Below are 20579 nucleotides of genomic sequence, written 5' to 3' on the forward strand. Positions count from 1 at the left end.
CCGGACCCCGGTGTGAGTCTGCGGTTGCAGCGTCCGATCTGAAACTCCGACCGAAGTCCGGGACCCGTGCGGGCCTGGGTGGGGGCCTATTCCGGCTTCAGCCCCGCCCGGTCGGCGCGTTCCCGCCACTGCGCCGTCTCCTGCCGGATGCGCGCCGCGTAGCTCGGCCCGTCGCCGGCGACGACGGTATAGCCCAGCCCCTCCAGCCGGGCGCGCACCGCCGGCTCCTTCGCCGGCTCCAGCAGCAGGGCGCGCAGCCGGGCCTGGAGCGGCGCCGGCACGCCGGCGGGCAGGATGAAGCCCCACCAGCCCACCGTCGCCACCTCCGGCAGCCCCGCCTCCGCCATGGTCGGCACCTCCGGCAGGGCCGGGCTTCGCGCGGTGCCGGTCAGCGCCACCGGGCGCAGCCGGCCGCCCTGGATATGCGTCATCGCCGAGGAGATCGCGACGAAGCCATAGGGCACATCCCCCGCCACCAGCCCGGCAAGCTGCGGCCCGCCGCCGCGATAGCCGACCACGGTCGGCTCCAGCCCGGTCGAGAGCTGGAATTCCACCACGGTCAGATGCGTCGGCGTGCCGATGCCGCCATGCGAAAGCCCGGTCGGGCGGGCCCGCATCTCGTCCAGCACCCCCTTCAGGTCCCGCGCCGGCGCACCGGGATTGGCCAGCAGCACCAGCGGCGCCGTCACGGCGAGGCCGAGCGGCGTCAGATCCTTCTCCACGTCGAAGGGCATGCGTTCCCGGAACAGGCCGGGGTTCACCACCAGCGCATTGTCCGCGGTGCCGAGCGTATAGCCATCCGGCGGCGCCGCGATCACCGCCTGGGTGCCGGGGATGGAGGCGCCGCCGCCGCGATTCTCGACGACGAAGGTCTGGCCGGAGATCTCGGTCGCCCGCTGCGCCAGGATGCGCGCGACGATGTCGCTGGCGCCGCCCGGGCCATAGGGCACGACGATGCGGACATTCCGCGCCGGGAAATCCTGCGCCCGCGCCAGGGCCGGCAGCAGGAGAGGGGCCGCGAGCAGCGCGCGGCGCGGGGCGCTCGAGCCTGCCCCGAAAGGCTCCCGGCGGTGGATGGGCGAGGGATTTTGCGTCCCGGCCGGGACGTGGACGCCGCCGAGGCGGAAAAGACCGGCCAAGGCACGCCGCAGACCGTTCCGGGACAGGCGCTCAACCATCGAGACGGACATTCGCGAGCCTCACCACCTCGCGCCATTGCGCGATCTCCGCCTTCACGAAGGCGGCGAAATTCTCGGGGCTGGTCGGATCGGCGATGGTGCCGAGTTCGACGAAGCGGGCGGCGACGGCCGGGTCGCGCAATATGGCGACGGTATCGGCATTCACCTTGCGCACGATCTCCGGCGCCAGCCCGGCAGGGCCGGCGAGGCCCGACCAGCCGAAGGCGCCATAGCCGGAGGCGACGGTCTCCGCGATGGTCGGCACGTCGGGCAATTGCGGGATGCGCTGCGGCGTGGTCACCGCGATCGGGATCAGCCGCCCGGCCTGGATGTTGTTCAGCGAGCTGGCGACGCTGTCGGTCATCAGCGTGACGTTGCCGGCGACCAGATCCGCCATGCCCGGCCCGCTGCCGCGGTAATGCACCATGTTGAGCTGGATGCCGCAGCGATGCGCGAAGAGCTCCGCCGCCAGGTGCTGGCTGGTGGCGGGGCCGGCCGTCGCCATGTCCACCGCGCCGGGCCGCGCCTTGGCCAGCGCCACCACCTCCTGCGCCGAGCGGCCGGGGAAATTCGGATGCGCCACGATCAGCAGCGGCACCATCGCCACATTGCTGATGGGGGTGAAGTCGCGCTCCGCATCATAGGGCAGGCGCGGCACGACGGAGGGGTTGACGCCGAGCGTGCCCGACGTGCCGGCGACGAGCGTATAGCCGTCCGGCGCCGACCGCGCCGCCATCTCCAGCGCCGGCACGCCGGCGGCACCGCCGCGATTCTCGACGAAGCAGCGCTGCGGCCAGCGTTTCGAAAGCTCGTCGGCCAGCAGCCGGGTGAGGATGTCCGAGGCCTGGCCCGGCGGGAAGGGCACGATGATGCGCACCGGCTTGTCCGGCCAGGGCGCCTGCGCCCGAGCCCGGCCCGGCCCGGCCAGCATCGGCGCCAGGGCCGGTGCGGCCAACAGGCCGTGCCCCACCAGGCTGCGCCGCGAAATCCTCGGCATCGTTTCCTCCTTCCTGCCTTGGCCCGTGTATAGAACGGATCATGCCGAAGCGTGAACGCCCCGGCCGCGGGCGCCTATATCCGGGATGACGGCATCGCCGAGCGCTGCGCCGCCTGCACGCCGGAGCAGCGCGCCATGGCGGCGGCGGCGGATGTGCGGGTGCTGCATCCGGGCGCCGAACTGGGCAAGGCGGCCTCCGTCGCCTGGGGCCGGATGCCCTGGGCCCACGGCGCCTGGGCGGGGTGGAGGCGCGAGCAGCGGGAGCGGGAGTACCGGCTGCTGCGCGCGCCGGAGGGGCCCTACCATTTCCCCGGCGAATGCCTCTCCTGGCTGCCCGGCTGGCAGGAGGGGGCGGTGTTGAGCGCCTGGGAAGCGCTGGCGGGGGTGGCGACGTAGCAGCGGGCCAGGCCCAATCCTGCCCGGCGACCCGCCGGAGCCTCGCCCTGCCGGCTGCTGCCCTCAGCTCCGCCAGCGGCTGATCAGCCGCGCCAGCACCATCAGCGCCACGCCGAGCGCGACCACGCCATAGGTGCCGGGATCGGCGCGGATGGCCTCGACCGCCTGCGCCGGCAGCCAGAGCAGCGTGTCCCAGCCGAAGAGATGCGCCGCGAGGCCAAGTGCGACCAACAGGGTCCCCAGCGACCACAGCCAACCTGCCATGCCATCTCCCCTGAGGGGCGCCACCGCATCCGGCGCCCGATACATGCCGTCACCGCCTGCCCCGATCTGGCTGCAAACCAGCCCCGATTCCGCCGGGCGGCGAGGCCAGCATAACGCTGTCGACCCCTCGGAAGGAGGACACCATGCGTAGCCTTCTCGTTGCCGCCGCCCTCGGCCTGGGTCTGGTTGCGGCGGCCGCGGCGCCCGCCAGCGCCCACCCGCCGGTCACCGGCCCCGGCTGGCACGGCCCGCACCGCCACTACGTGCCGCCGCCGCGGCCGCATTGGCACCGGCCGCTGCCGCCGCGGCACCACTACCTGCCGGGACAGTCCTGGCACCAGCCGCGGTACTGGCGGCCGGGCCCGGGCTGAGGTGCCGCGCTGGGGGCTCCGCCCCCGGGCCGTGCCGCGCTGGGGGCTCTGCCCCCAGGCCCCTGCCGGGGGGGTGGACCACCCCCCCGGACCCCGGTGTGAGTCGGCGGTTGAACCGCCGGGTCTGCAACTCGGACCGGGTCCGGGGAGGAGTATCCTCCCCGGCGGAGGTGCAGGGTCGCGGGCAATGCCCGCGACGTGCCTCCTGCCGGGGTTCGGGGCGGCGCCCCCGATCTTCTCGCTCAGACCCGCCTGATGCCGTAGAACAGCGCCACGCCCTTCAGCATCCCCTCCAGGTCGCCGCGCAGCGCGGTGGGGGAGAAGAACTGCCCCAGCGGCACATAGGGCACTTCCGCGAAGCAGACCCGCTGCATCTCCCGCCCGATCGCCGCCTGCGCCGCCTCGTCCGGCGCGTCGAACCAGGCGTTCCGCAGCTCCTCCAGCTTCGGGACGGTGGGCCAGCCGAAGATGGCGCTGCGGCCATGGCCACGGATCAGGTTGTTCGCCGCCGGGTTCACCTGGGCGCTGCCGGCGGTGTAGCTGACCATCATGTTCCAGCCGCCCTGCGCCACCGGGTCCTGCTTCAGGATGCGCTGCGTCACCGTGCCCCAATCGGTGGAGACGTAGTCCAGGTTGACGCCTGACTTGCGCAGCATGTCGCCACAGACTTCCGCCATGGCGTTGATGACCGGGAAATCGGTCGCCGCCAGCAGGTTCACCCGCTCGTCCTTGTAGCCGGCCTCGGCCAAGGCGCGCTTCGTCGCCGGGCCGTCCAGCGGCGTGCGGAAGGCGTCCAGTCCTTCCTCGCTCGCCATGACGGAGCCGGGGGCGAAGAAGCCATAGGGCACGCGCCAGAAGGTCTTGTCGTCTCCCGCCGCCGCGGTCATCGCATCCGCCTGGTTGGTCCCGCGCAGGATGGCACGGCGGATGGCGGGATTGTCGAAGGGCGGGTTCAGGCAGTTGAAGCGCAGGAAGCCGACCGAGCCGTTCGGATCGAGGATCTCGATCTTCACGCCGCGGGCGCGCTTCAGCGGGGTGACGAGGTCGATCGCCGGCTGCTCCCACCAGTCGATCTCGCCGCGCTGCAGGGCGGCGCTGGCCGTCGCGCCGTCCGGGATGGTCAGCCACTCCACCCGGTCGAAATGCACCACCTTGCCGCCGGAAAGATAGCTCGGCGGCTCCTGCCGCGGCGCGTAGTCCGGGTTGCGCTCATAGACGTTGCGGCTGCCGGGGACCCGCTCGCCCGCCACGTAGCGGAAGGGGCCGCTGCCGATCAGCTCCGGCACCGCCTGGGAGGAGGGGAGGCTCGCATGCCGCTCCGGCATGATGGCGCAGAGATGCGTCCCCACCTTGGCCAGCGCATCCGGCAGCAGCGGGAAAGGCTTTTTCAGCGTGAAGCGGATGGAGCGGTCATCCGGGGCGGAAAGATCCTCGGTGATGGCGATGAGCGCCTGGCCGAAGGCGTCCCGCGTCGCCCAACGCTTGATGGAGGCGACGCAGTCGCGGCCGCGGACCGGCTCGCCATCGTGGAATTTCAGCCCCTCCCGCAGGCGGATGGTGACCGTCCTGCCGTCATTCTCCACCGTATGGCCCTCGGCCATCTGCGGCCGGGCCTTGAGTTCCGCATCCCAGCCATAGAGCGTGTCATAGACCAGCAGCGCATGGTTGCGGGTGACGAAGGCGACGGAATGGATCGGGTCCAGCAGCGCCAGGTCGGCCTGAGGGACGAAGCGCAGCACCCTTCGCCCCGGGGCGTTCTGGGCGGCGGCCAGCCGCGGCGCGGCAAGGAGCGCTGCCCCCGTAGCGAGGAAGGATCGACGCTGCATCCCTGGACCTCCGTTTTGTTCTGCCGGGGGATGCTGCGTTGCAGCAGGTCGGGCGTCAACGCCGGGCTGACCCTCCCGTCCGCCGGAATTTAGGCCGGCGCAAGGGCGGGCGGCCCGGCCGCAGGCTGTGGACAACTTCCCGCTGCAATTTTCCGCCACGGTTACAACCCGCAGCTTCACGGTGGCGCTGCAACCATGCCGCTTCCGCGTTCATGCCTTGACCCCTGGGGCTCGTCCGCGCCGCAACGCCGTGGCGGCGCGGCCCGCCGGGCGGGAAAAACTTCTCCACATATCTGTGGAAAAGCCTGTGGGGAAACCGCTGGACAGAAGCGGCAAGCCCTTGCCCGGTCACGGGACCGTCAGATCGTTGCGCGCGCGGGAGTGTGACCGCCGCCGGGGCTTGACGCCGGCCGCGCATGCCGCTCGTCCGGCGGTGACAGGCCGGTGGCGGCGCCGCCGGCCGCTGGGCGCAGCCCCCCCGGCCGGGCGTGGCGGGCACCCCGGGGGAGGATCGGCGAGGGAAGAAGGCCGGCGGTGCGCCGGCCCCTCTCAGTCGCGGTAGTCAGGCTCCCGCCGGTCGAGAAGCCGCTTCAGCGCCGCGAAATGCCATTCGGCATTGGATTCGTCGCCATAGCGCGGCGCCTTGCCGGCGAATTGCGCCACCGTCTCCTGCACCACATCCTCCGGCAGGAATTTCAGCGGGCGCTGCGTCCACATGGCGTAGAGCTGCACCTGGGCCACCCGCTCCACATAGTAGAGCCGGTCATAGGCCTCGGCGACGGTGCGGCCGATGGTGGCGACGCCATGGCTCGCCATCATCAGCACCGTCTTGTCGCCGAGGATCTCCGCCAGCCGCTCTCCCTCCGCCGGGTCGAAGGCGGGGCCGTGGTAGTCCATGTCATAGGCGGTGTGGATCATGGTGCCGATCTCGGTCTGGCCGATCGGCAGGATGCGCGGATCCTCGAGGCGCGAGAGCGCGCTGGCGAAGGGCATATGGGTGTGGAAGACCGCCGCCGCGCGGGGATTGAGCCGATGGATCGGGGCGTGGATGGCGTAGCAGCTCTGCTCGATATGCCCCTCGCCGGCGAGCAGCGCGCCGTCATAGCCCACCTCCATGAAGGTGGAGGCGCGGACTTCCGACCAATGGGTGCCGAAGGGGATCTGGTAGTAGCGGTCCTCGGTGCCGGGGACGCGCAGCGTCAGGTGGTTGAAGATCCCCTCATGGAAGCCGTGCATCACCGCCAGGCGATGCGCGGCCGCCAGGTCGATGCGGGCCTGCCAGCGCTGGTCGGCGAGGCTGAGATCGGCGGCGGCATGGGTTTCGAGCGGCATGGCACTCCTCCCTTCGGATGGCGCGCCATGCTGGGCCGCTTATCCGACCGGAGCAAGCAGCGGGCCGGACGGACGCCCGACCTTCAGCCTTCGGCGGCGGCCAGGATGCGGTCCACCGCCTCCGTCCGCCCCAGCGCCGCCAGCACCGCATCGATCGGCGGGCTCTGCAGGCTGCCGGTCAGCGCCGCCCGCAGCGGCTGGGCGACGGCGCCGAGCTTGAGGCCCTTCACCTCGGCATAGTCGCGCAGCCAATGCTCCAGCTCCGCCCGCTCCCAGGGCGCGTCGGTGAGGAATTGCGCCAGGTCGCGCAGCCTTTCCTTCGCCTCCGGCGTCAGCGCCGCGGCGGCCTTCTGGTCCATCACCGGCGGGCCTTCCTGGGCGGCGAAGATGGCGGCGCCGGCCAGCTCCTCCAGATCCCTGGCGCGGGCCTTCAGCTCCGGCATCAGCGCCTCCACCCGCTCCGCGCCCCTGGTGCCGAAGCTGATGCCGCGCTTCGCCAGCCGCTCCAGCACCTCCCGCGCCAGGCGCTCATCCGGCGTCGCGCGGAGATAGACGCCGTTGAAATGGGAGAGCTTGGCGTAGTCCATGCGGGAGGCGGCACGGCCGATATCGGCGATGTCGAAGATGCGGATCGCCGCCTCGCGGGAGATGATCTCGGTATCGCCATGCCCCCAGCCGAGGCGCAGCAGGTAATTGCACACCGCCTCCGGCAGGAAGCCCTGCTCGCGGAAATCCAGCGCCCCGACCGCGCCGTGGCGCTTGGAGAGCTTGGCGCCGTCGGCGCCATGGATCAGCGGGATATGGGCGAAATGCGGCCGGTGCCAGCCCATGGCGTCATAGACCATGCATTGGCGGAAGGTGTTGGTCAGGTGGTCGTCGCCGCGGATGACATGGGTGATGGCCATGTCGTGGTCGTCCACCACCACCGCATGCAGATAGGTCGGCGTGCCGTCGGACCGCAGGATGATCATGTCGTCCAGCTCGGCGTTGCCGACGCGCACCTCGCCCTGGACCAGATCCTTCACCACCGTCTCGCCGCCGCGCTCGTCCAGGCGGGGGGCCTTGATGCGGATGGCGGGCGGCGTGCTCGGCGCCTGGGCCGGGTCCAGGCCGATCCAGCGCGAGCCGTCATATTTGAAGGGGCGCTTCGCCGCCTCCGCCGCGGCGCGCATCGCCGCCAGCTCCTCCGGCGTGTCATAGGCGAGGTAGGCGCTGCCCTTGGCCAGCAGCTCCCGCGCCACCTCGGCATGGCGCGGCTCGCGCTGGCTCTGGAAGACCGGCGGCTCGTCGGGCGAGAGGCCGAGCCAGTCCAGGCTTTCGATGATCTGGCGGACCGCTTCCGGGGTGCTGCGCTGCCTGTCCGTATCCTCGATGCGCAGCAGGTACTGGCCGCCATGGCGGCGGGCGAAGAGGAAATTGAACAGGGCGGTGCGCGCCCCGCCGATATGCAGGTAGCCGGTGGGGGAGGGGGCGAAGCGGGTACGGACGGACATGGCAGGCGATCCCCGGGGCGAAGAGCGGGTTCCTAGAGCATCGGCCTGCCCTTGGGGAGGGCGCGGGCGGGCCTCGCAGCACGCCGCGCCGCCGGCGCTTGGGGGCGGGTTCCGTGCTCTGGATATGCGCCGGACGCGGCGGGCGGGCCAGCGGGGCGGCGATGCATCACCGGCGGCGGTGCAGCGCCGGGGCGGCGGGCGGGCTGGCCGGGCGATGGGCCGGCGGGGGCGAGATCCGCGCCTTGGGGTGCCCGGAGGTGGCGGGCGAGGGGGTCCTTACGCCCCGGGTGCGCGCCAGGGAGGAAGTTGCCGCCCCCGATACAGCCATTACGAGAAAATGAGATCGGGTCTCATCCCAGGATTGATCGCCTTAGATCAATGACTTGGCAGAAGGAGTTAATTCTTCGCCACAACGCCGATTCGCAGACCGAGTCAAGCTTGACTCGTTCCGTATTGATTTCGCCGAATCGGGCCGGCAAGCTCGACTCCGATGTCAATCACGCTTGCCCGGCCAGCCCCCCGATGGTTCGGCAAGCCTGTCCCTCAGGCCGCCGCATGGCTCTCCGCCGCCTGGGCGGCCCATTGGGCGGGTGAGCAGGCGCGGCTCGCGCCCTGGCTCGCCGTGGCCCTGGGCGCAGGTGTGCTGACCTATTTCGCCCTTCCGGCGGAACCGCCCGCCCTGGCGGCGTGGCTCGGTGCGCCGCTGCTGCTCGCGGCCTGCCCTGCCCGGCGCCAGGGCGCGCTGCTGGGCTGGGCGCTGGGGCTGCTGGCGGCGGCCGCCCTCGGCTTCGGGCTGGCGGCCGGCCATACCTCGCTGCAGCCGCCCATGCCGGAGCTGCCGCGCAACGCCACCATCCTCTCCGGCCGCATCGCCCAGGTGGAATTGCTGCCGGAAGGCCGGCGCCTGACCATCGAGGCGCCCCGCCTGGATGGCGGCGCTCCGCTGGCGCGGCAGGTGCGGGTGCGGCTGAAGGCGGACGACCCGGCCCGGCCCTCGCCGGGCGACACCATCCGCCTGCGCGCCCTGCTGCGGGCGCCGAGTGCGCCGGCGCATCCCGGCGCCTGGGATTTCCAGCGCGCCGCCTATTTCGCCGGCCTCGCCGGCAGCGGCTTCGCCCTCGGCCGGGCGGAGGTGACCCCCGGCGAGACCGCCCCCGCCTTCGCCGCCCTCCGCGCCGGCATCGAGGCGCGCGTCACTGCCGCCATCCCCGGCCCTGCCGGCGCCGTCGCCGCCGCGCTGCTGACCGGCGGGCAAAGCGCCATCCCGGCCGCCGAGCTGGCGGCCATGCGGGAGTCCGGCCTGGCGCATCTGCTCTCCGTCTCCGGCCTGCATATCGCCATCGTCATGGGCCTCGGCTTCTGGCTGCTGCGGGCGGGGCTGGCGCTGGTGCCGGCCATTGCCCTGCGCCTGCCGGTGAAGCCGGTGGCGGCGCTGGGCGCCCTGGCGCTGGGCGGGGCCTATCTGGCGCTGACCGGCCTGCAGATCCCCATGCTGCGCAGCTTCGCCATGGCGGCGCTGGTGACGCTGGCGCTGCTCGCCGGCCGCCGCGCCCTCAGCCTGCGCGGCTGGGCGCTGGCGGCGGCGCTGGTGCTGGCGGTGAACCCGGCCGCCCTGCTCGGCGCCAGCTTCCAGATGAGCTTCGCCGCGGTGCTTGCCCTGATCGCCGGCTGGGAATGGCTGCGGCCGCGCCTGCCGACGGGGCAGGGGGATGGCTGGCGGCGGCGCCTGCTGCTGGCCGGGTTCGGGCTGGTCGCCACCTCGCTGCTGGCCGGCGCCGCCACCACCCCCTTCGGCCTGCACCATTTCGGCCGGCTGCAGCTCTATGGCGTGGCGGCGAATGCGCTGGCGGTGCCGCTCACCTCCCTGCTGGTCATGCCGGCCGGCCTGGCGGCGGCGGCGCTGATGCCCTTCGGGCTGGACTCCTGGGCCCTGGCGCCGATGGGCTGGGGGGTGGAGGGGATCCTCGCCATCGCCCGCCACGTCGCTGCCTGGCCGGGGGCGAGCCTTGCCGTCCCGCCCATCTCCGCCTGGGGGCTCGGGCTGACCGCCTTCGGCATGCTCTGGCTCTGCCTCTGGCGCAGCGCCTGGCGGGGCTTCGGCCTGCCGCTCATCCTGCTCGGCCTGCTGAGCGGGGGGTGGCAGCGGCCGCCGGACATCCTGGTCTCCGGCGATGGCCGGCTGATCGCCTTCCGGGCGAATGAGGGGATGTTCCTGCAGCGCCTCTCCGGCGCCTCCGCCTTCACAAGGGATGCCTGGCAGCGCCTGTTCGGCGTGGCGGAGGCCCGGGCCCTGCCGCGCGAGGGGGCGGCGGGCAGCGCGGCCTGCGCCCCCGGCGCCTGCACCCTGCGCGCGGCGCCCGGGGCCCCGGCGGTGGTGCTGCTGCGCGGCGCCGCCCCGGCGGAGGGCCAAAGGACAGCCTGCACCCATGCGGCGCTGGTGATCTCGGCCGAGCCGGTGCGGGGGCATTGCGCCGCCCAGGTGATCGACCGCTTCACCGTCTGGCGGCATGGGCCGCATGCGGTGTGGCTGGAACCGGAGGGGGTGCGGGTGGTCAGCGACAGGGGCTGGCGTGGCGACCGGCCCTGGGTGCCGCCCATGCCGGTGCCGCGCGGCACCGCCTCCGCCGATCCGCCGGCGGCGATCGAATAAAGCCAGCGGGCGCCCGATCGAGAATCTGCTCAAGGCGCCTCTGGAGCGGTTTCACGCTGACTGTGCAGCGCGAAACCGCTCTAGCTTATGGACTGTAGAGCAGATCCACGCCTCCGGGCGATGCCGCCCTCCGGCGATCTGCTCTAGCGCGGGATCGGTTGAGCTGCGCTCACCCGCCCCGCTCTAGCTCATTGTTCGGTCGTGTGATTCACGGTTTCGGTCGATTCGACCTCAACCGATCACGCTCTAGCGCTGCCGGCGCGGGCTCGGGCCGGCCGGCGAACCGATTCACCGGTATAATCTCCACGAAACCGCTGCGCGCTTTCATGGGAGCGCCGGATTTGCTCCATTCCCGGGGCCGCGCACGGCCTGCCATGGCAAGGCCGCGACAGGCATCGGGGAGCGTCAGCGGCCAGGGCATCCGAGGGGTATTGCATGCAGGGCTATGCGCTGCGGCCGGTGGCGGCCGGGCTGCGGCTGGAGCTGTTGCCGGGCGAGCGTGCCGTGCCGCCGGCCCTGGAACCGGCGGTGGCGGCTGCCTGGGCAGCGGCCCAGGCGCGCGCCGGCGGGCGGCTGTTCAACGGCCGGGTGTTCTCCGTGGAAAGCGCCTCGGCGGAGCGGCTGACCGGACGGCTGGTGGAATATCGGCAGGTGGTGGCGGGGTTCAGCGACCCGGCCCTGGCGGCGGCGCTGGAGGTCCGGCCGCTTTCCGTCTGCGGCGTGCTGCGGACGGCCGAGGGGGTGGTGTTCGGTCGCCGGAGCAAGGAGGCGACCTATGAGGCCGGCCTCTGGCAAATGCCCCCGGCCGGCAGCGTGGATGCCGGCGCGGTGCGGGACGGCGCCGTGGATGCCGAGGCGGCGCTGCGCGCGGAGCTGGCCGAGGAGCTGGGGCTGGGCTGGGAGGCGGTGACGGCCTGCCGGCCCTTCGCCCTGGTGGAGCATCTCGGCTCCGGGGTGCGCGATCTCGGCTTCCTGCTGGACACGGCGCTGGGCTTCGCCGCGGTGGCGGCCGCCGCCGCCGCGCGCGGCAATGGCGAGTACCAGGAGCTGGTGGCGGTGCCGGAAGCCGAGCTGGCGGGGTGGCTGGCGGCAAGGCCAGGGCGGGTGGTGCCGGCGGCCGGGATGTTCCTCGGCGCGTTGGGGCTGGTCTAGCTGCCCGCTTCCCTCCCCGCTGGCGGGGAGGGTCAGGGTGGGGGCGGTCCGGGCGGGTGGCGGCAGGGTCCGGTCAGTTCGCGGTCGGGGCCGGCACCCCCGCCCCGGTCCCCCGCCGGGTGGGGGAAGACCCGTTCAGCCCTGCGGCCCCTCCACCACCTTGGTCTCGAACTCGCCGGGCGAGGTGATCTCCAGCAATTCCATGTCGTCCGAATGCTCCAGCTCCCGGTGCGCGATGCCCGGGGCCTGCAGCACGCTGTCCCCCGCCTCCAGCCGCACCTCGCCGATATCGGCGTATTCGAAGCGCACCCAGCCGCGCAGGACGAAGACCAATTGGAAGTCCAGCGTGTGCGTGTGCCAGACCGGGTTCGCATGCTTGCCCGGAATGGCGCGGACCACATTGGCCCCGTAGGCCCCGGCGGTGGCGCCGGCGATGCCGAGGTCGCGGTAGCCGAAGAAGGGGCGCAATCCGGTATCGAAATTGGCGCTGGCGGCGTGGGTGACCGTGGTCCGCACCCGGAGGGTCGGGGCTGGGGCATCATCTGGCATGGCGTCCTCCTTCGCATCTTCTGGTTGGGCATGCAGGCACAAGTTTCTATGGCGGGGCGTGTCCTCGCGCGTTTGTGACGTCACCGCCATTCCTGGCTGGCAAGGCCGGATCGGCGGCCCGGACCCTGCCGCAGCCTAGGCGAAAGCCCCGGCGCCAGCACCCCCCGAAGGCCACTTTCCTGCCAAAATTCGGCCACCCGGCCGCCGCCTGCGCGGCCGCCACGGGTCGCCGCACCGCCCCGCGCGGGGCCCGGCGAACCGGCGCGGAGGCGGAAAATTCCGCGCCTTCGCGAGAAACCGAAACGCCCGCCACGGCTTTGAACCTGGCAATGTCCTGGCAGTTCAAGCTCCCTCCGCCGCCCCGCGCCCCGGCACAGGGTCCATTCCCCTTGGGCCCCTTCCACCGGCCGGCCCTCTTCCTCGATTTCGATGGCACCCTGGTCGAAATCGCCGAACGCCCGGATGCGATCCGGGTGCCCGAGGATTTACCGAAGCTGCTGCACCGCCTGGCGGCCGCCCTGGACGGGGCCCTGGCCATCGTCAGCGGCCGGCCGCTCGGCGACCTCATCCATTACCTGCCGGTGCCGCTCCCCCTGGCCGGGGAGCATGGCGCGGCGCTGCGCCCGGTGCCGGAGGAACCACCGCTCCGCCCCGACCTGCCCCAGCCCCCCGCCGCCTGGCGCGCCCGGGCGGATGCGCTGGTCGCCGAATACCCCGGCACCCTGCTGGAGCCGAAGGCGCATGGCTTCGTCCTGCATTACCGCCAGGCGCCGGAGGCCGGCGCCCCGGCCCATGCCCTGATGGCCAGCCTGGTCGCCGAGGATCCGGCGGCCTTCACCCTGCTCGAGGCCCATATGGCCTGGGAGATCCGCCCGCGCGGCCCCTCCAAGGCCTCCGCCGTGCGGGCGCTGATGGCCGCGCCGCCCTTCGCCGGCCGCACGCCGCTCTTCATCGGTGACGACGTCACGGATGAGGAGGGGATGCGCGCCTGCCGCGAGCTGGGCGGCCAGGGCTGGCGGCTGCAGGAGGCCTTCGGCACCCCCGCCGAGCTGCGGCGCTGGCTGGCCCGCGCCCTGAACCCGCATGAGGTCCCGCCATCGCTGGAGGTTACGCCATGAGTCGCCTGGTCCTGGTTGCCAACCGGGTGCCCAACCCCAATGATCGGGGGGCCACCGCCGGCGGCCTGGCCGTGGCGCTGCGCGACGCCGTCAGCCGGCGCGACGCCATGTGGTTCGGCTGGAGCGGCAGCACCGCCGAGGCCACCGCCACCACGCCCCAGATCGAAACCCGCGGCCGCCTGACCTATGCGACGCTGGATCTGGGGAAGGAGGATTACCGCCGCTACTACCAGGGCTTCGCCAATGGCTCGCTCTGGCCCACGCTGCATTACCGGCTCGGCCTCTCGCATTTCGACCGGGCGGATTACGCCGGATACCGCAAGGTGAACAACGCCTTCGCCGTGGCCCTGGCGCCACTGCTGCGGCGGGACGACCTGGTCTGGGTGCATGATTTCCACCTCTTCCCGCTGGGGGCGGAGCTGCGACGGCTGGGTGCCCGCCAGCGCCTGGGCTTCTTCCTGCACGTGCCCTTCCCGCCGCCCGGCCTGTTCTTCGCCATGCCGCGCGGGGCGGAGCTGGTGGCGGACCTGGCCGCCTATGACGTGATCGGGGTGCAGACCGAGGAGGATGCCGGCAATCTCCGCGCCGCGCTGGCCAATATCGGGCAGAAGGCCGCCGCCGCCCGGGTCGCCGCCTTCCCGATCGGCATCGAGGCGGACAGCTTCGCCCGCGCCGCGGCCAAATCCGCCTCCGGCATCGAGACGGCGCGGTTCCGCCAGAGCCTGGTCGGCCGCACCCTGGTGCTGGGGGTGGACCGGCTGGACTACACCAAGGGCCTGCCGCAGCGCTTCGCCGGCTTCGCCCAGCTGCTCAATCAGTTCGAGCAGCACCGCCAGCGCGTGACCTATCTGCAGGTGGCCCCGGTCTCCCGCGGCGATGTGGCGCAGTACCGCAGCCTGCGGCGGGAGCTGGACGAATGGGCCGGCCGGATCAACGGGCAGTACGCCGATCCAGACTGGATGCCGCTGCGCTACATGACGCGGGCGGTGGCGCGGCCGACGCTGGCCGGCTTCATGCGGCTGGCACGGGTCGGGCTGGTGACGCCGCTCAGGGACGGGATGAACCTGGTCGCCAAGGAATATGTGGCGGCGCAGGACCCGGCCGATCCGGGCGTGCTGGTGCTCTCCCGCTTCGCCGGGGCGGTGGCGCAGTTGCCGGGCGCGCTGCTGGTGAACCCGCTGGATCCGGACGAGATCGCCGAGGCGCTGGACACCGCGCTGGAGATGGGGCGGGAGGAGCGGCTGGCGCGCTGGCGGAGCATGGAGGCGGGGGTGCGGGAGCAGGGCGCCCAGGCCTGGTGCCAGGATTTCATGGCGGCGCTGGAGGGCGGCGGGCCGACGGCGATCGCCGCCTGAGGCACATGCCGGCGGCGGCATGATGCGCCACGGGTGCGGACCGCAGGCGTGGCCCCGCGCTGACGGGCCGGCCGGAAGACCGGCTCGCCAGCACGGGACCGCGCTCATGGTTTTTCCACCAAACCGTAGCGATGCTGGCCTGATCGGCGGCATCGGGTCCGGCGGGCAGGCCTTGGGCAAGCGGGCGATCGTGGCGCGCGCCGCGGATATGGGGCGGGCCCGTTACTTCTTCCTCGGCTACCGGGACGATCTGGACCGCTCCTTCCCGCGCTGGACGCAGGACCGCTGCCGCGCCCGCTGGCTGGATGCGGATGAGGCGGAGGTGGAGGCGAAGCTGCTTGCCGCCCGGTGCCGCAGCCATGTGATCTGCGCCGAGCCGCTGGGCGCGCCGAGCCTGGATCAGCTCCCCCGAGACACCGCTGCGCGGCGTCGTGGGGGCCCGGGAGCCGCTGTCCTTCCCGCGCCTCGCACAACTCGCCATGGCAAAGCCGCGGCAGGGCACCAGGGCGGCGCCTTGCCGGGCGGGCGCTCGGGCGAGGGGCGGGTGCGTGCCGGCCATCCGCTGCATCTTGACGCTTTGGTCATCCCCATGGCGGCAGGATGCGGCGGGATGGGGCTGGCCGCAGCCCCGCAGCTTTGCCCGTGAGGACCGCCAGGATGGCAGGACGACCGCATGTGGTGATCGCGACCCCCTGCTATGGCGCGATGGTGCACCAGGGCTACATGCTCTCCGTGCTGCGCCTGCTGCAGGACGGGCTGACGCGCGAGGCGGACTTCACCCTCCAAATGCTCGGGCATGACTCGCTCATCACCCGCAGCCGCAACACGCTGCTGGCGCGCTTCCTGCGGCAGCGGGAGGCCACCCATATCCTGTTCATCGATGCCGATATCAGCTTCGAGCCAGGGCAGATCCGGCGGATGCTGCTGGCGAGGAAGGAGCTGGTCGCCGGGCTCTACCCGCTGAAGCTGCAGCGCTGGGACGCGGCGGCGCGGCGCCAGGCGATGCAGGGGGAAAGCCTGGCGACGGCGCCGCTGCTCTATGTCGGCCAGCCCTGCACGGGGGCGGAGGCGGAGCGGGACGGGGATTTCGTCACCGGCACCTATGCCGGCTCCGGCTTCATGCTGGCGCGGCGGGACATGGTGGAGCGGATGGCGGCGAGCTACCCGGAGACCCGCTACCGCCATATCGACGCCGCCAACCCGGCGGTGCCGGACGGCGCCATCTGCCACGCGCTGTTCGATTGTGCGATCGACCCCGAGAGCGGCACCTATCTCAGCGAGGATTTCACCTTCTGCCGCCGCTGGCGGGCCATCGGCGGCAAAGTGTGGCTGGATACGCGCGGCCGGCTGACCCATACCGGGGCGCATGATTTCGTCGGCGACCCAACGCTGCGGTTCCTGGACGTGCCGGCGCATCCGCTGCGGGAGGCGGTGGGGGCTTAGGGCATTTTGAAGTCCGGCGGAATCGACCGCTCTAGCTTATGGATTGTAGAGCAGATTCACGCCTCCGGGCGATGCCGCCCTCCGGCGATCTGCTCTAGAGCGGTTTCACGCTGACTGTGCAGCGCGAAATCGCTCTAGCTTATGGATTGTAGAGCAGATTCACGCCTTCGGGCGATGCCGCCTTCCGGCGATCTGCTCTAGAGCGGTTTCACGCTGACTGTGCAGCGCGAAATCGCTCTAGCTTATGGATTGTAGAGCAGATTCACGCCTTCGGGCGATGCCGCCCTCCGGCGATCTGCTCTAGCCCTTCCGCCCCAGCACCTCCGCCGTGTGCTCGCCGAGCGTCGGCGCGGGGCGCTCCGACCAGGGGCGCCGGCGGTCGAAGCTGATCGGCAGGCCGAGCACCTTCACGCCGGTCTCCGGCAGGCTCTGCACCATCTCCACCGCGGCGAATTGCTCGGTCGCCGCCACCTCGCCGATATCGTTCACCGGGGCGCAGGGCACGCCCACCGCTTCCAGCGCCGCGATCCAATGGGCGCGGGGCCTGGTCCGCAGGATCTCGGCGATCAGCGGCACCAGCACGGCGCGGTGCTGCACCCGGTGGCGGCCGCGGGCGAAGCGTGGGTCCTCCGCCCATTCCGGATGGCCGAGCACCGCGGCGCAGCGCGCCCAGAGCCGGTCATTGCCGGCGGCGAGGCAGAGCGGGCGGTCCGAGGTCTCGAAGACCTGGTAAGGGACGATGACGGCGGCGCCGGTGCCGTGGCGCTTCGGCACCTCACCGGTCGCCAGGTGCTGGTTGATCTGCCCCTCCACCCAGAAGGTCGCCGTCTCGAACAGCGAGGTGTCGACGAGACAGCCCCGCCCGGTGCGGTCCCGCTGCCGCAACGCCGCCAGCGCACCGATGGTGCAGAACAGCCCCGTCGCCTTGTCGTTGATCGAGGCGCCGCAGAAGGTCGGCGGGTCCTCCGGCCTTCCGGTCATGCTCATCATGCCGCCATAGGCCTGCAGCAGCGGGTCGAAGCCGGGCTTCAGGCGCATCGGCCCCTGGTAGCCGAAGGCCCAGATGGAGCAGTAGACGAGGCGCGGATGCCGCTCCAGCATCGCCTCCGGCCCGATGCCGATCTCATCGACCACGCCGGGGCGGAGGTTCTGGATCAGCACATCGGCCGTCTCGCACAGCCGGTGCAGCCTCTCGACATCGGCCGGGCTCTTCAGGTCCAGCACCACGCTCTTCTTGTTGCGGTTCTGGCTGTGGAAATAGAGGCTGGTCTCGCCATCCGGCCCGAAGGGCGGGCCCCAGAGGCGGGCATCGTCGCCGCCATCCGGCTTTTCGATCTTGATGACCTCGGCGCCCATGTCGGCCAGGATCACGCCCGCCAGCGGCCCGGCCAGGGCCTGCCCAACCTCGATCACAACCAGCCCGTCCAGCGGCCCCGACATGCGCATCCTCCTTCTTCGGCGCGGGCAGCATAGAGCGGATTGCGGGAGAGCGGGAACGCCCTGCCACGCATGACCGTCCGGAGCCGCCCCGGCCATGGCGGGAGCGGCTGGCGCTGCCGGGCGAGACGAGTATCCTGCGCCCCGGGATTGAGGGGAGAGAGACGATGAGCGGCAACAACGCCCATGTCCATTACGTGCCGGTGCGGGAGGAGTGGCTGTCCCGCCGCAAGGAAGAGGCGCTGGAGCCGGCGCTGCCGATCATCGACCCGCACCACCATCTGTGGGACCGGCCGGGCTGGCGCTACCAGCTGGATGAGCTGCTGGCGGATACCAACCAGGGCCACAACATCGTCGCCACGGTCTTCGTGCAGTGCCGCGCCATGCATCGCGCCACGGGGCCGGAGGCCTACAAGCCGGTGGGCGAGACGGAATACGTCACCGGCATCGCGGCGATGAGCGCCTCCGGCGGCTATGGGCCGACGCGGGTGGCGGAGGGCATCGTCGGGCATGTGGACCTGCAGATCGGCGCCGAGGCGCGGGATGTGCTGCAGGCGCATATCGCCGCGGCCGGTGGGCGCTTCCGCGGCATCCGCCACATCACCGCCTGGGATCCGGACCCGGTGATCATGAACCCGGCCTACCAGCCGCCGCAGGACATCCTGTTCCGCGAGGATTTCCGCGCCGGCTTCAAGCAGTTGGCGCCGCTGGGGCTGAGCTTCGATGCCTGGCTGTACCACCCGCAGATCCCCGACCTGACGGCGCTGGCGCGGGCCTTCCCGGAGACGCCGATCGTGCTGGACCATGTCGGCGGGCCGCTCGGCATCCGCGGCTATGCCGGGCAGAAGGAGGAGGTGTTCCGGAGCTGGCGCGCGGCGATGGCGGAGCTGGCGACCTGTCCGAATGTGCATATCAAGCTCGGCGGGCTCGGCATGCGGATCAACGGCATGGGGTTCGAGGAGCAGGCGGAGCCGCCGTCTTCGGATGAACTGGCGGCGGCGTGGAAGCCCTGGATGGAAACCACCATCGAGCTGTTCGGCGCGACGCGCTGCATGTTCGAGAGCAATTTCCCGGTGGACAAGGGCAGCTACAGCTACGGCGTGTTCTGGAATGCCTGCAAGAAGCTGGCGAAGGGCGCCAGCGCGGCGGAAAAGGCGGCGCTGTTCGCGGGGACGGCGCGAAGCTTCTACAAGCTGTCTTGAGAGGGGCTCTGACCCTCTCAAACTCTCCCCGCCAATGGGGTTGGACGCAGTGCGTCCAACCCCATTGGAACCCTTGAGTTTTGCGGTTGGACCGTCGGGTCCGAAATTCATGGTTTCCAAAGGCCCTTTGGCCTTTGGTGGGGTGGGTTCGGGAGGGGCAAAGCCCCTCCTGACCTAGCCTTTCAGCAAGCCGAAGATCTTCCCTTCATCCACCCATGGCGCCCCCGAGATGCCCAGCGCATCCAGGCACCCCCACAGCCCGATCGAGCAGGAATCGACCACCGCGATCCCCAGCTCCGCTTCCAGCTTCGCCACCACCGGCAGCCCCGGCATGTTGGTGCCCCAGATCAGCACCGCTTCCACCTGCGCGTCGCGCGCGCAGCCCCGCACCGCGTCGCTCAGCGTCGCCGGCGAGACCTCCGCTGCCTCGAGGTTCGAGGCCAGCCCCAGCGAGCGCTGCGCCGCCGCCGGGAAGCCCTGCGCCGCGAAGCGCTCGCCGATGAAGGCGGTGCGGTCCGGCTGCCCCTGGGTGATCAGCCCAATGCGCTTCGCACCCAGCCGCCGCAGGATCTCCAGCACGTCCAGCGCCACGGACCGCACCGGGCAGCCCGCGATCGGCGCCAGCTCCGCCGCCAAATCCCGGTCCACCTGGAACCCGTCCAGCGCCCCCTTGGTGCCGTTCCAGGAGAGCGCGCCGATTCCCGCATCCTGCAGCAGGTCCGCCGCCACGCGGCAGGCCGCCACGTCATAGCCGCCCTCCGGCTGCCCGCTGCCATCCGGCCGGTAGGGGATGCGCGCATAGCAGGCGCCGAGTTCCGGCATCCGCCGCAGCAGGTATTCCGTCGTCCGCTCCACCGTGCGGTTGGAGGAGGGGACGAGCTGCCCGATCACCCGGGTCGGCATGGGGGGCATGGTCATCTCGGTCGGGCCTCGCGCCGCACTCTCCCGCCACGCGGGGCAGCGTGGCGCGATACGTCCTCAAGGCCCGGCATCCGGCCCCGGCCCCGCCGCAGGACGCAGCAAGAACCGGGCCGCCGCGCCTCAGGGCAGCTTCTTCAGCGGCTCCTCCACCCCTGGCGGCAGCGGCACCTGCGCCACGTTCAGCGTCATCCCCACCGCCACGTAGTAGCCGCTGACGGCGATGAGATCGATGATGCCCTTCTCCCCGAACCGCGCCTTGGTCTGGGCATAGGTGGCGTCGGAAACGGTGCGCGTCCGGTACAGCTCCGTGCAGAATTCCCAGATGATCCGCTGATCCTCCGTCATCCCGTCCGGCTTCCTGCCCTCGGCGATCGCCGCCGCGATGGCCGGCGGCAGCCCCGCCTTCATCGCCAGGATGTGGTGGGCATACCATTCATACTGCGCCGACCATTCTCGCGCCGTGATCAGAATGGCCATTTCGTTCAGGTCGGGCGGAATGGAGGAATTGAAGCGCAGATATTCGCCGAGAAGTTGAAAGCGCTCCGCCACCACCGGGCTGCGCAGCATGGCGTTGAAGGGGCCGCGGATGCCGCCGCGCGGCCCGCCGGCGATGCCGGCGGCGACCCGCTTCTGCTCCTCCGTCATCTGCTCCGGCGGTAGAGGCGGCAGGCGGCCGCCGCCCTTGCCGGTATCGGCGGGCAGCGCGGTGTCGCTCGGCATGGTATCCTCCCTTTTCGGTGCGTGGGCCGGATCATCGCCGCGGTTCCGCCGCGCGGCAAGCTGCCCAGGCGCGCGGCGTTCTGCCCCCGGGCGAGGCGCCGGCCCGCCCGCCACGGCATTTTCGCCGCGCTTTCGCCCCTGGCAGGCCGTTTACGCCCCGGCGGGATGTGCTCTA

At 71.9% G+C, this 20579-nt stretch carries 19 protein-coding genes; 9 read left to right on the forward strand and 10 right to left on the reverse strand.

The window, feature by feature from the left end; all coding sequences use genetic code 11:
* Window positions 1-86: 86 nt before the first annotated feature.
* Together E5N76_RS01560 and E5N76_RS01565 are read right to left on the reverse strand one after the other, a co-directional pair.
* Window positions 87-1139, reverse strand: coding sequence for a Bug family tripartite tricarboxylate transporter substrate binding protein (locus E5N76_RS01560; protein WP_187829908.1), 1053 nt, complete (start codon window positions 1137-1139; stop codon window positions 87-89).
* A 31-nt stretch (window positions 1140-1170) separates the two neighbouring features.
* Window positions 1171-2175: a Bug family tripartite tricarboxylate transporter substrate binding protein gene (locus E5N76_RS01565; protein WP_149535539.1), complete on the reverse strand. Its 1005-nt coding sequence runs from the start codon at window positions 2173-2175 to the stop codon at window positions 1171-1173.
* Between the two features lie 51 nt (window positions 2176-2226).
* Between E5N76_RS01565 and E5N76_RS01570 the strand changes: the two genes are divergently transcribed.
* Complete coding sequence (locus E5N76_RS01570; protein WP_149535540.1) at window positions 2227-2571, forward strand: FAD-dependent oxidoreductase; 345 nt, start codon at window positions 2227-2229, stop codon at window positions 2569-2571.
* Between the two features lie 63 nt (window positions 2572-2634).
* Here E5N76_RS01570 and E5N76_RS01575 read toward each other — a convergent pair whose 3' ends face one another.
* Window positions 2635-2835 (reverse strand): hypothetical protein, encoded by a 201-nt coding sequence (locus tag E5N76_RS01575; RefSeq protein ID WP_149535541.1) that lies wholly within the window; start codon window positions 2833-2835, stop codon window positions 2635-2637.
* 143 nt (window positions 2836-2978) lie between these two features.
* Here E5N76_RS01575 and E5N76_RS01580 point away from each other — a divergent pair, with 143 nt between their 5' ends.
* Window positions 2979-3206, forward strand: a complete 228-nt coding sequence (locus tag E5N76_RS01580; protein WP_149535542.1) for a hypothetical protein — start codon at window positions 2979-2981, stop codon at window positions 3204-3206.
* Window positions 3207-3448: 242 nt separating this feature from the next.
* Here E5N76_RS01580 and E5N76_RS01585 read toward each other — a convergent pair whose 3' ends face one another.
* The 3 genes from E5N76_RS01585 to gltX form a co-directional block, all read right to left on the reverse strand.
* On the reverse strand, window positions 3449-5032 hold the full coding sequence (locus E5N76_RS01585) for an ABC transporter substrate-binding protein (RefSeq protein ID WP_149535543.1): 1584 nt from the start codon (window positions 5030-5032) through the stop codon (window positions 3449-3451).
* Window positions 5033-5581: 549 nt separating this feature from the next.
* Complete coding sequence (locus E5N76_RS01590; RefSeq protein ID WP_149535544.1) at window positions 5582-6364, reverse strand: class II aldolase/adducin family protein; 783 nt, start codon at window positions 6362-6364, stop codon at window positions 5582-5584.
* Between the two features lie 83 nt (window positions 6365-6447).
* Window positions 6448-7857 carry a glutamate--tRNA ligase gene (gene gltX / locus E5N76_RS01595; RefSeq protein WP_149535545.1) on the reverse strand — a complete coding sequence of 470 codons (1410 nt, stop codon included), beginning with the start codon at window positions 7855-7857 and terminating at the stop codon, window positions 6448-6450.
* Window positions 7858-8347: 490 nt separating this feature from the next.
* Here gltX and E5N76_RS01600 point away from each other — a divergent pair, with 490 nt between their 5' ends.
* Together E5N76_RS01600 and E5N76_RS01605 are read left to right on the forward strand one after the other, a co-directional pair.
* Window positions 8348-10507, forward strand: coding sequence for a ComEC/Rec2 family competence protein (locus E5N76_RS01600; protein WP_149535546.1), 2160 nt, complete (start codon window positions 8348-8350; stop codon window positions 10505-10507).
* Between the two features lie 435 nt (window positions 10508-10942).
* Window positions 10943-11659: an NUDIX domain-containing protein gene (locus tag E5N76_RS01605; protein ID WP_149535547.1), complete on the forward strand. Its 717-nt coding sequence runs from the start codon at window positions 10943-10945 to the stop codon at window positions 11657-11659.
* A gap of 135 nt (window positions 11660-11794) precedes the next feature.
* Here E5N76_RS01605 and E5N76_RS01610 read toward each other — a convergent pair whose 3' ends face one another.
* Window positions 11795-12208 carry a cupin domain-containing protein gene (locus tag E5N76_RS01610; RefSeq protein WP_149535548.1) on the reverse strand — a complete coding sequence of 138 codons (414 nt, stop codon included), beginning with the start codon at window positions 12206-12208 and terminating at the stop codon, window positions 11795-11797.
* Between the two features lie 389 nt (window positions 12209-12597).
* Between E5N76_RS01610 and otsB the strand changes: the two genes are divergently transcribed.
* The 4 genes from otsB to E5N76_RS01630 all read left to right on the forward strand — a co-directional run bounded on the left by otsB (window position 12598) and on the right by E5N76_RS01630 (window position 16124).
* Entirely contained in the window at window positions 12598-13326 is a 729-nt protein-coding gene (gene otsB / locus E5N76_RS01615) for a trehalose-phosphatase (RefSeq protein WP_235907531.1), read from the forward strand.
* On the forward strand, window positions 13323-14681 hold the full coding sequence (locus E5N76_RS01620) for an alpha,alpha-trehalose-phosphate synthase (UDP-forming) (protein WP_149535550.1): 1359 nt from the start codon (window positions 13323-13325) through the stop codon (window positions 14679-14681). Before otsB ends, E5N76_RS01620 begins: the two co-directional genes overlap by 4 nt.
* Before the next feature lie 106 nt (window positions 14682-14787).
* Window positions 14788-15327, forward strand: coding sequence for a hypothetical protein (locus E5N76_RS01625; protein ID WP_149535551.1), 540 nt, complete (start codon window positions 14788-14790; stop codon window positions 15325-15327).
* Window positions 15328-15338: 11 nt separating this feature from the next.
* The gene (locus E5N76_RS01630) at window positions 15339-16124 is read left to right on the forward strand and encodes a hypothetical protein (RefSeq protein ID WP_149535552.1); all 786 of its coding nucleotides are present in this window, start codon (window positions 15339-15341) and stop codon (window positions 16122-16124) included.
* Between the two features lie 300 nt (window positions 16125-16424).
* On the opposite strand, the gene E5N76_RS01635 is transcribed toward E5N76_RS01630, so the two are convergent.
* Window positions 16425-17564: a CaiB/BaiF CoA transferase family protein gene (locus E5N76_RS01635; RefSeq protein WP_149535553.1), complete on the reverse strand. Its 1140-nt coding sequence runs from the start codon at window positions 17562-17564 to the stop codon at window positions 16425-16427.
* A gap of 164 nt (window positions 17565-17728) precedes the next feature.
* Here E5N76_RS01635 and E5N76_RS01640 point away from each other — a divergent pair, with 164 nt between their 5' ends.
* Window positions 17729-18763 carry an amidohydrolase family protein gene (locus tag E5N76_RS01640; protein ID WP_149535554.1) on the forward strand — a complete coding sequence of 345 codons (1035 nt, stop codon included), beginning with the start codon at window positions 17729-17731 and terminating at the stop codon, window positions 18761-18763.
* A 174-nt stretch (window positions 18764-18937) separates the two neighbouring features.
* Here the strand turns inward: E5N76_RS01640 and E5N76_RS01645 are convergent, their stop codons facing one another.
* Window positions 18938-19681 carry a maleate cis-trans isomerase family protein gene (locus tag E5N76_RS01645; protein WP_149535555.1) on the reverse strand — a complete coding sequence of 248 codons (744 nt, stop codon included), beginning with the start codon at window positions 19679-19681 and terminating at the stop codon, window positions 18938-18940.
* Between the two features lie 123 nt (window positions 19682-19804).
* Window positions 19805-20404 (reverse strand): carboxymuconolactone decarboxylase family protein, encoded by a 600-nt coding sequence (locus tag E5N76_RS01650; RefSeq protein ID WP_149535556.1) that lies wholly within the window; start codon window positions 20402-20404, stop codon window positions 19805-19807.
* Between the last annotated feature and the right edge of the window lie 175 nt (window positions 20405-20579).

Source organism: Siccirubricoccus phaeus (genome assembly GCF_008360935.1).
GTDB lineage: Bacteria > Pseudomonadota > Alphaproteobacteria > Acetobacterales > Acetobacteraceae > Siccirubricoccus > Siccirubricoccus phaeus.

Bases quoted from the DNA above. Each gene is read 5' to 3' on its own strand.
- E5N76_RS01565 (WP_149535539.1), bottom strand. From the start codon at position 2,175: ATGCCGAGGATTTCGCGGCGCAGCCTGGTGGGGCACGGCCTGTTGGCC.
- gltX (WP_149535545.1), bottom strand. From the start codon at position 7,857: ATGTCCGTCCGTACCCGCTTCGCCCCCTCCCCCACCGGCTACCTGCAT.
- E5N76_RS01625 (WP_149535551.1), top strand. From the start codon at position 14,788: ATGGTTTTTCCACCAAACCGTAGCGATGCTGGCCTGATCGGCGGCATC.
- E5N76_RS01600 (WP_149535546.1), top strand. From the start codon at position 8,348: ATGTCAATCACGCTTGCCCGGCCAGCCCCCCGATGGTTCGGCAAGCCT.
- E5N76_RS01635 (WP_149535553.1), bottom strand. From the start codon at position 17,564: ATGTCGGGGCCGCTGGACGGGCTGGTTGTGATCGAGGTTGGGCAGGCC.
- E5N76_RS01605 (WP_149535547.1), top strand. From the start codon at position 10,943: ATGCAGGGCTATGCGCTGCGGCCGGTGGCGGCCGGGCTGCGGCTGGAG.
- E5N76_RS01580 (WP_149535542.1), top strand. From the start codon at position 2,979: ATGCGTAGCCTTCTCGTTGCCGCCGCCCTCGGCCTGGGTCTGGTTGCG.
- E5N76_RS01610 (WP_149535548.1), bottom strand. From the start codon at position 12,208: ATGCCAGATGATGCCCCAGCCCCGACCCTCCGGGTGCGGACCACGGTC.
- E5N76_RS01590 (WP_149535544.1), bottom strand. From the start codon at position 6,364: ATGCCGCTCGAAACCCATGCCGCCGCCGATCTCAGCCTCGCCGACCAG.
- E5N76_RS01575 (WP_149535541.1), bottom strand. From the start codon at position 2,835: ATGGCAGGTTGGCTGTGGTCGCTGGGGACCCTGTTGGTCGCACTTGGC.
- E5N76_RS01645 (WP_149535555.1), bottom strand. From the start codon at position 19,681: ATGACCATGCCCCCCATGCCGACCCGGGTGATCGGGCAGCTCGTCCCC.
- E5N76_RS01585 (WP_149535543.1), bottom strand. From the start codon at position 5,032: ATGCAGCGTCGATCCTTCCTCGCTACGGGGGCAGCGCTCCTTGCCGCG.
- E5N76_RS01650 (WP_149535556.1), bottom strand. From the start codon at position 20,404: ATGCCGAGCGACACCGCGCTGCCCGCCGATACCGGCAAGGGCGGCGGC.
- E5N76_RS01620 (WP_149535550.1), top strand. From the start codon at position 13,323: ATGAGTCGCCTGGTCCTGGTTGCCAACCGGGTGCCCAACCCCAATGAT.
- E5N76_RS01630 (WP_149535552.1), top strand. From the start codon at position 15,339: ATGGCAGGACGACCGCATGTGGTGATCGCGACCCCCTGCTATGGCGCG.
- E5N76_RS01640 (WP_149535554.1), top strand. From the start codon at position 17,729: ATGAGCGGCAACAACGCCCATGTCCATTACGTGCCGGTGCGGGAGGAG.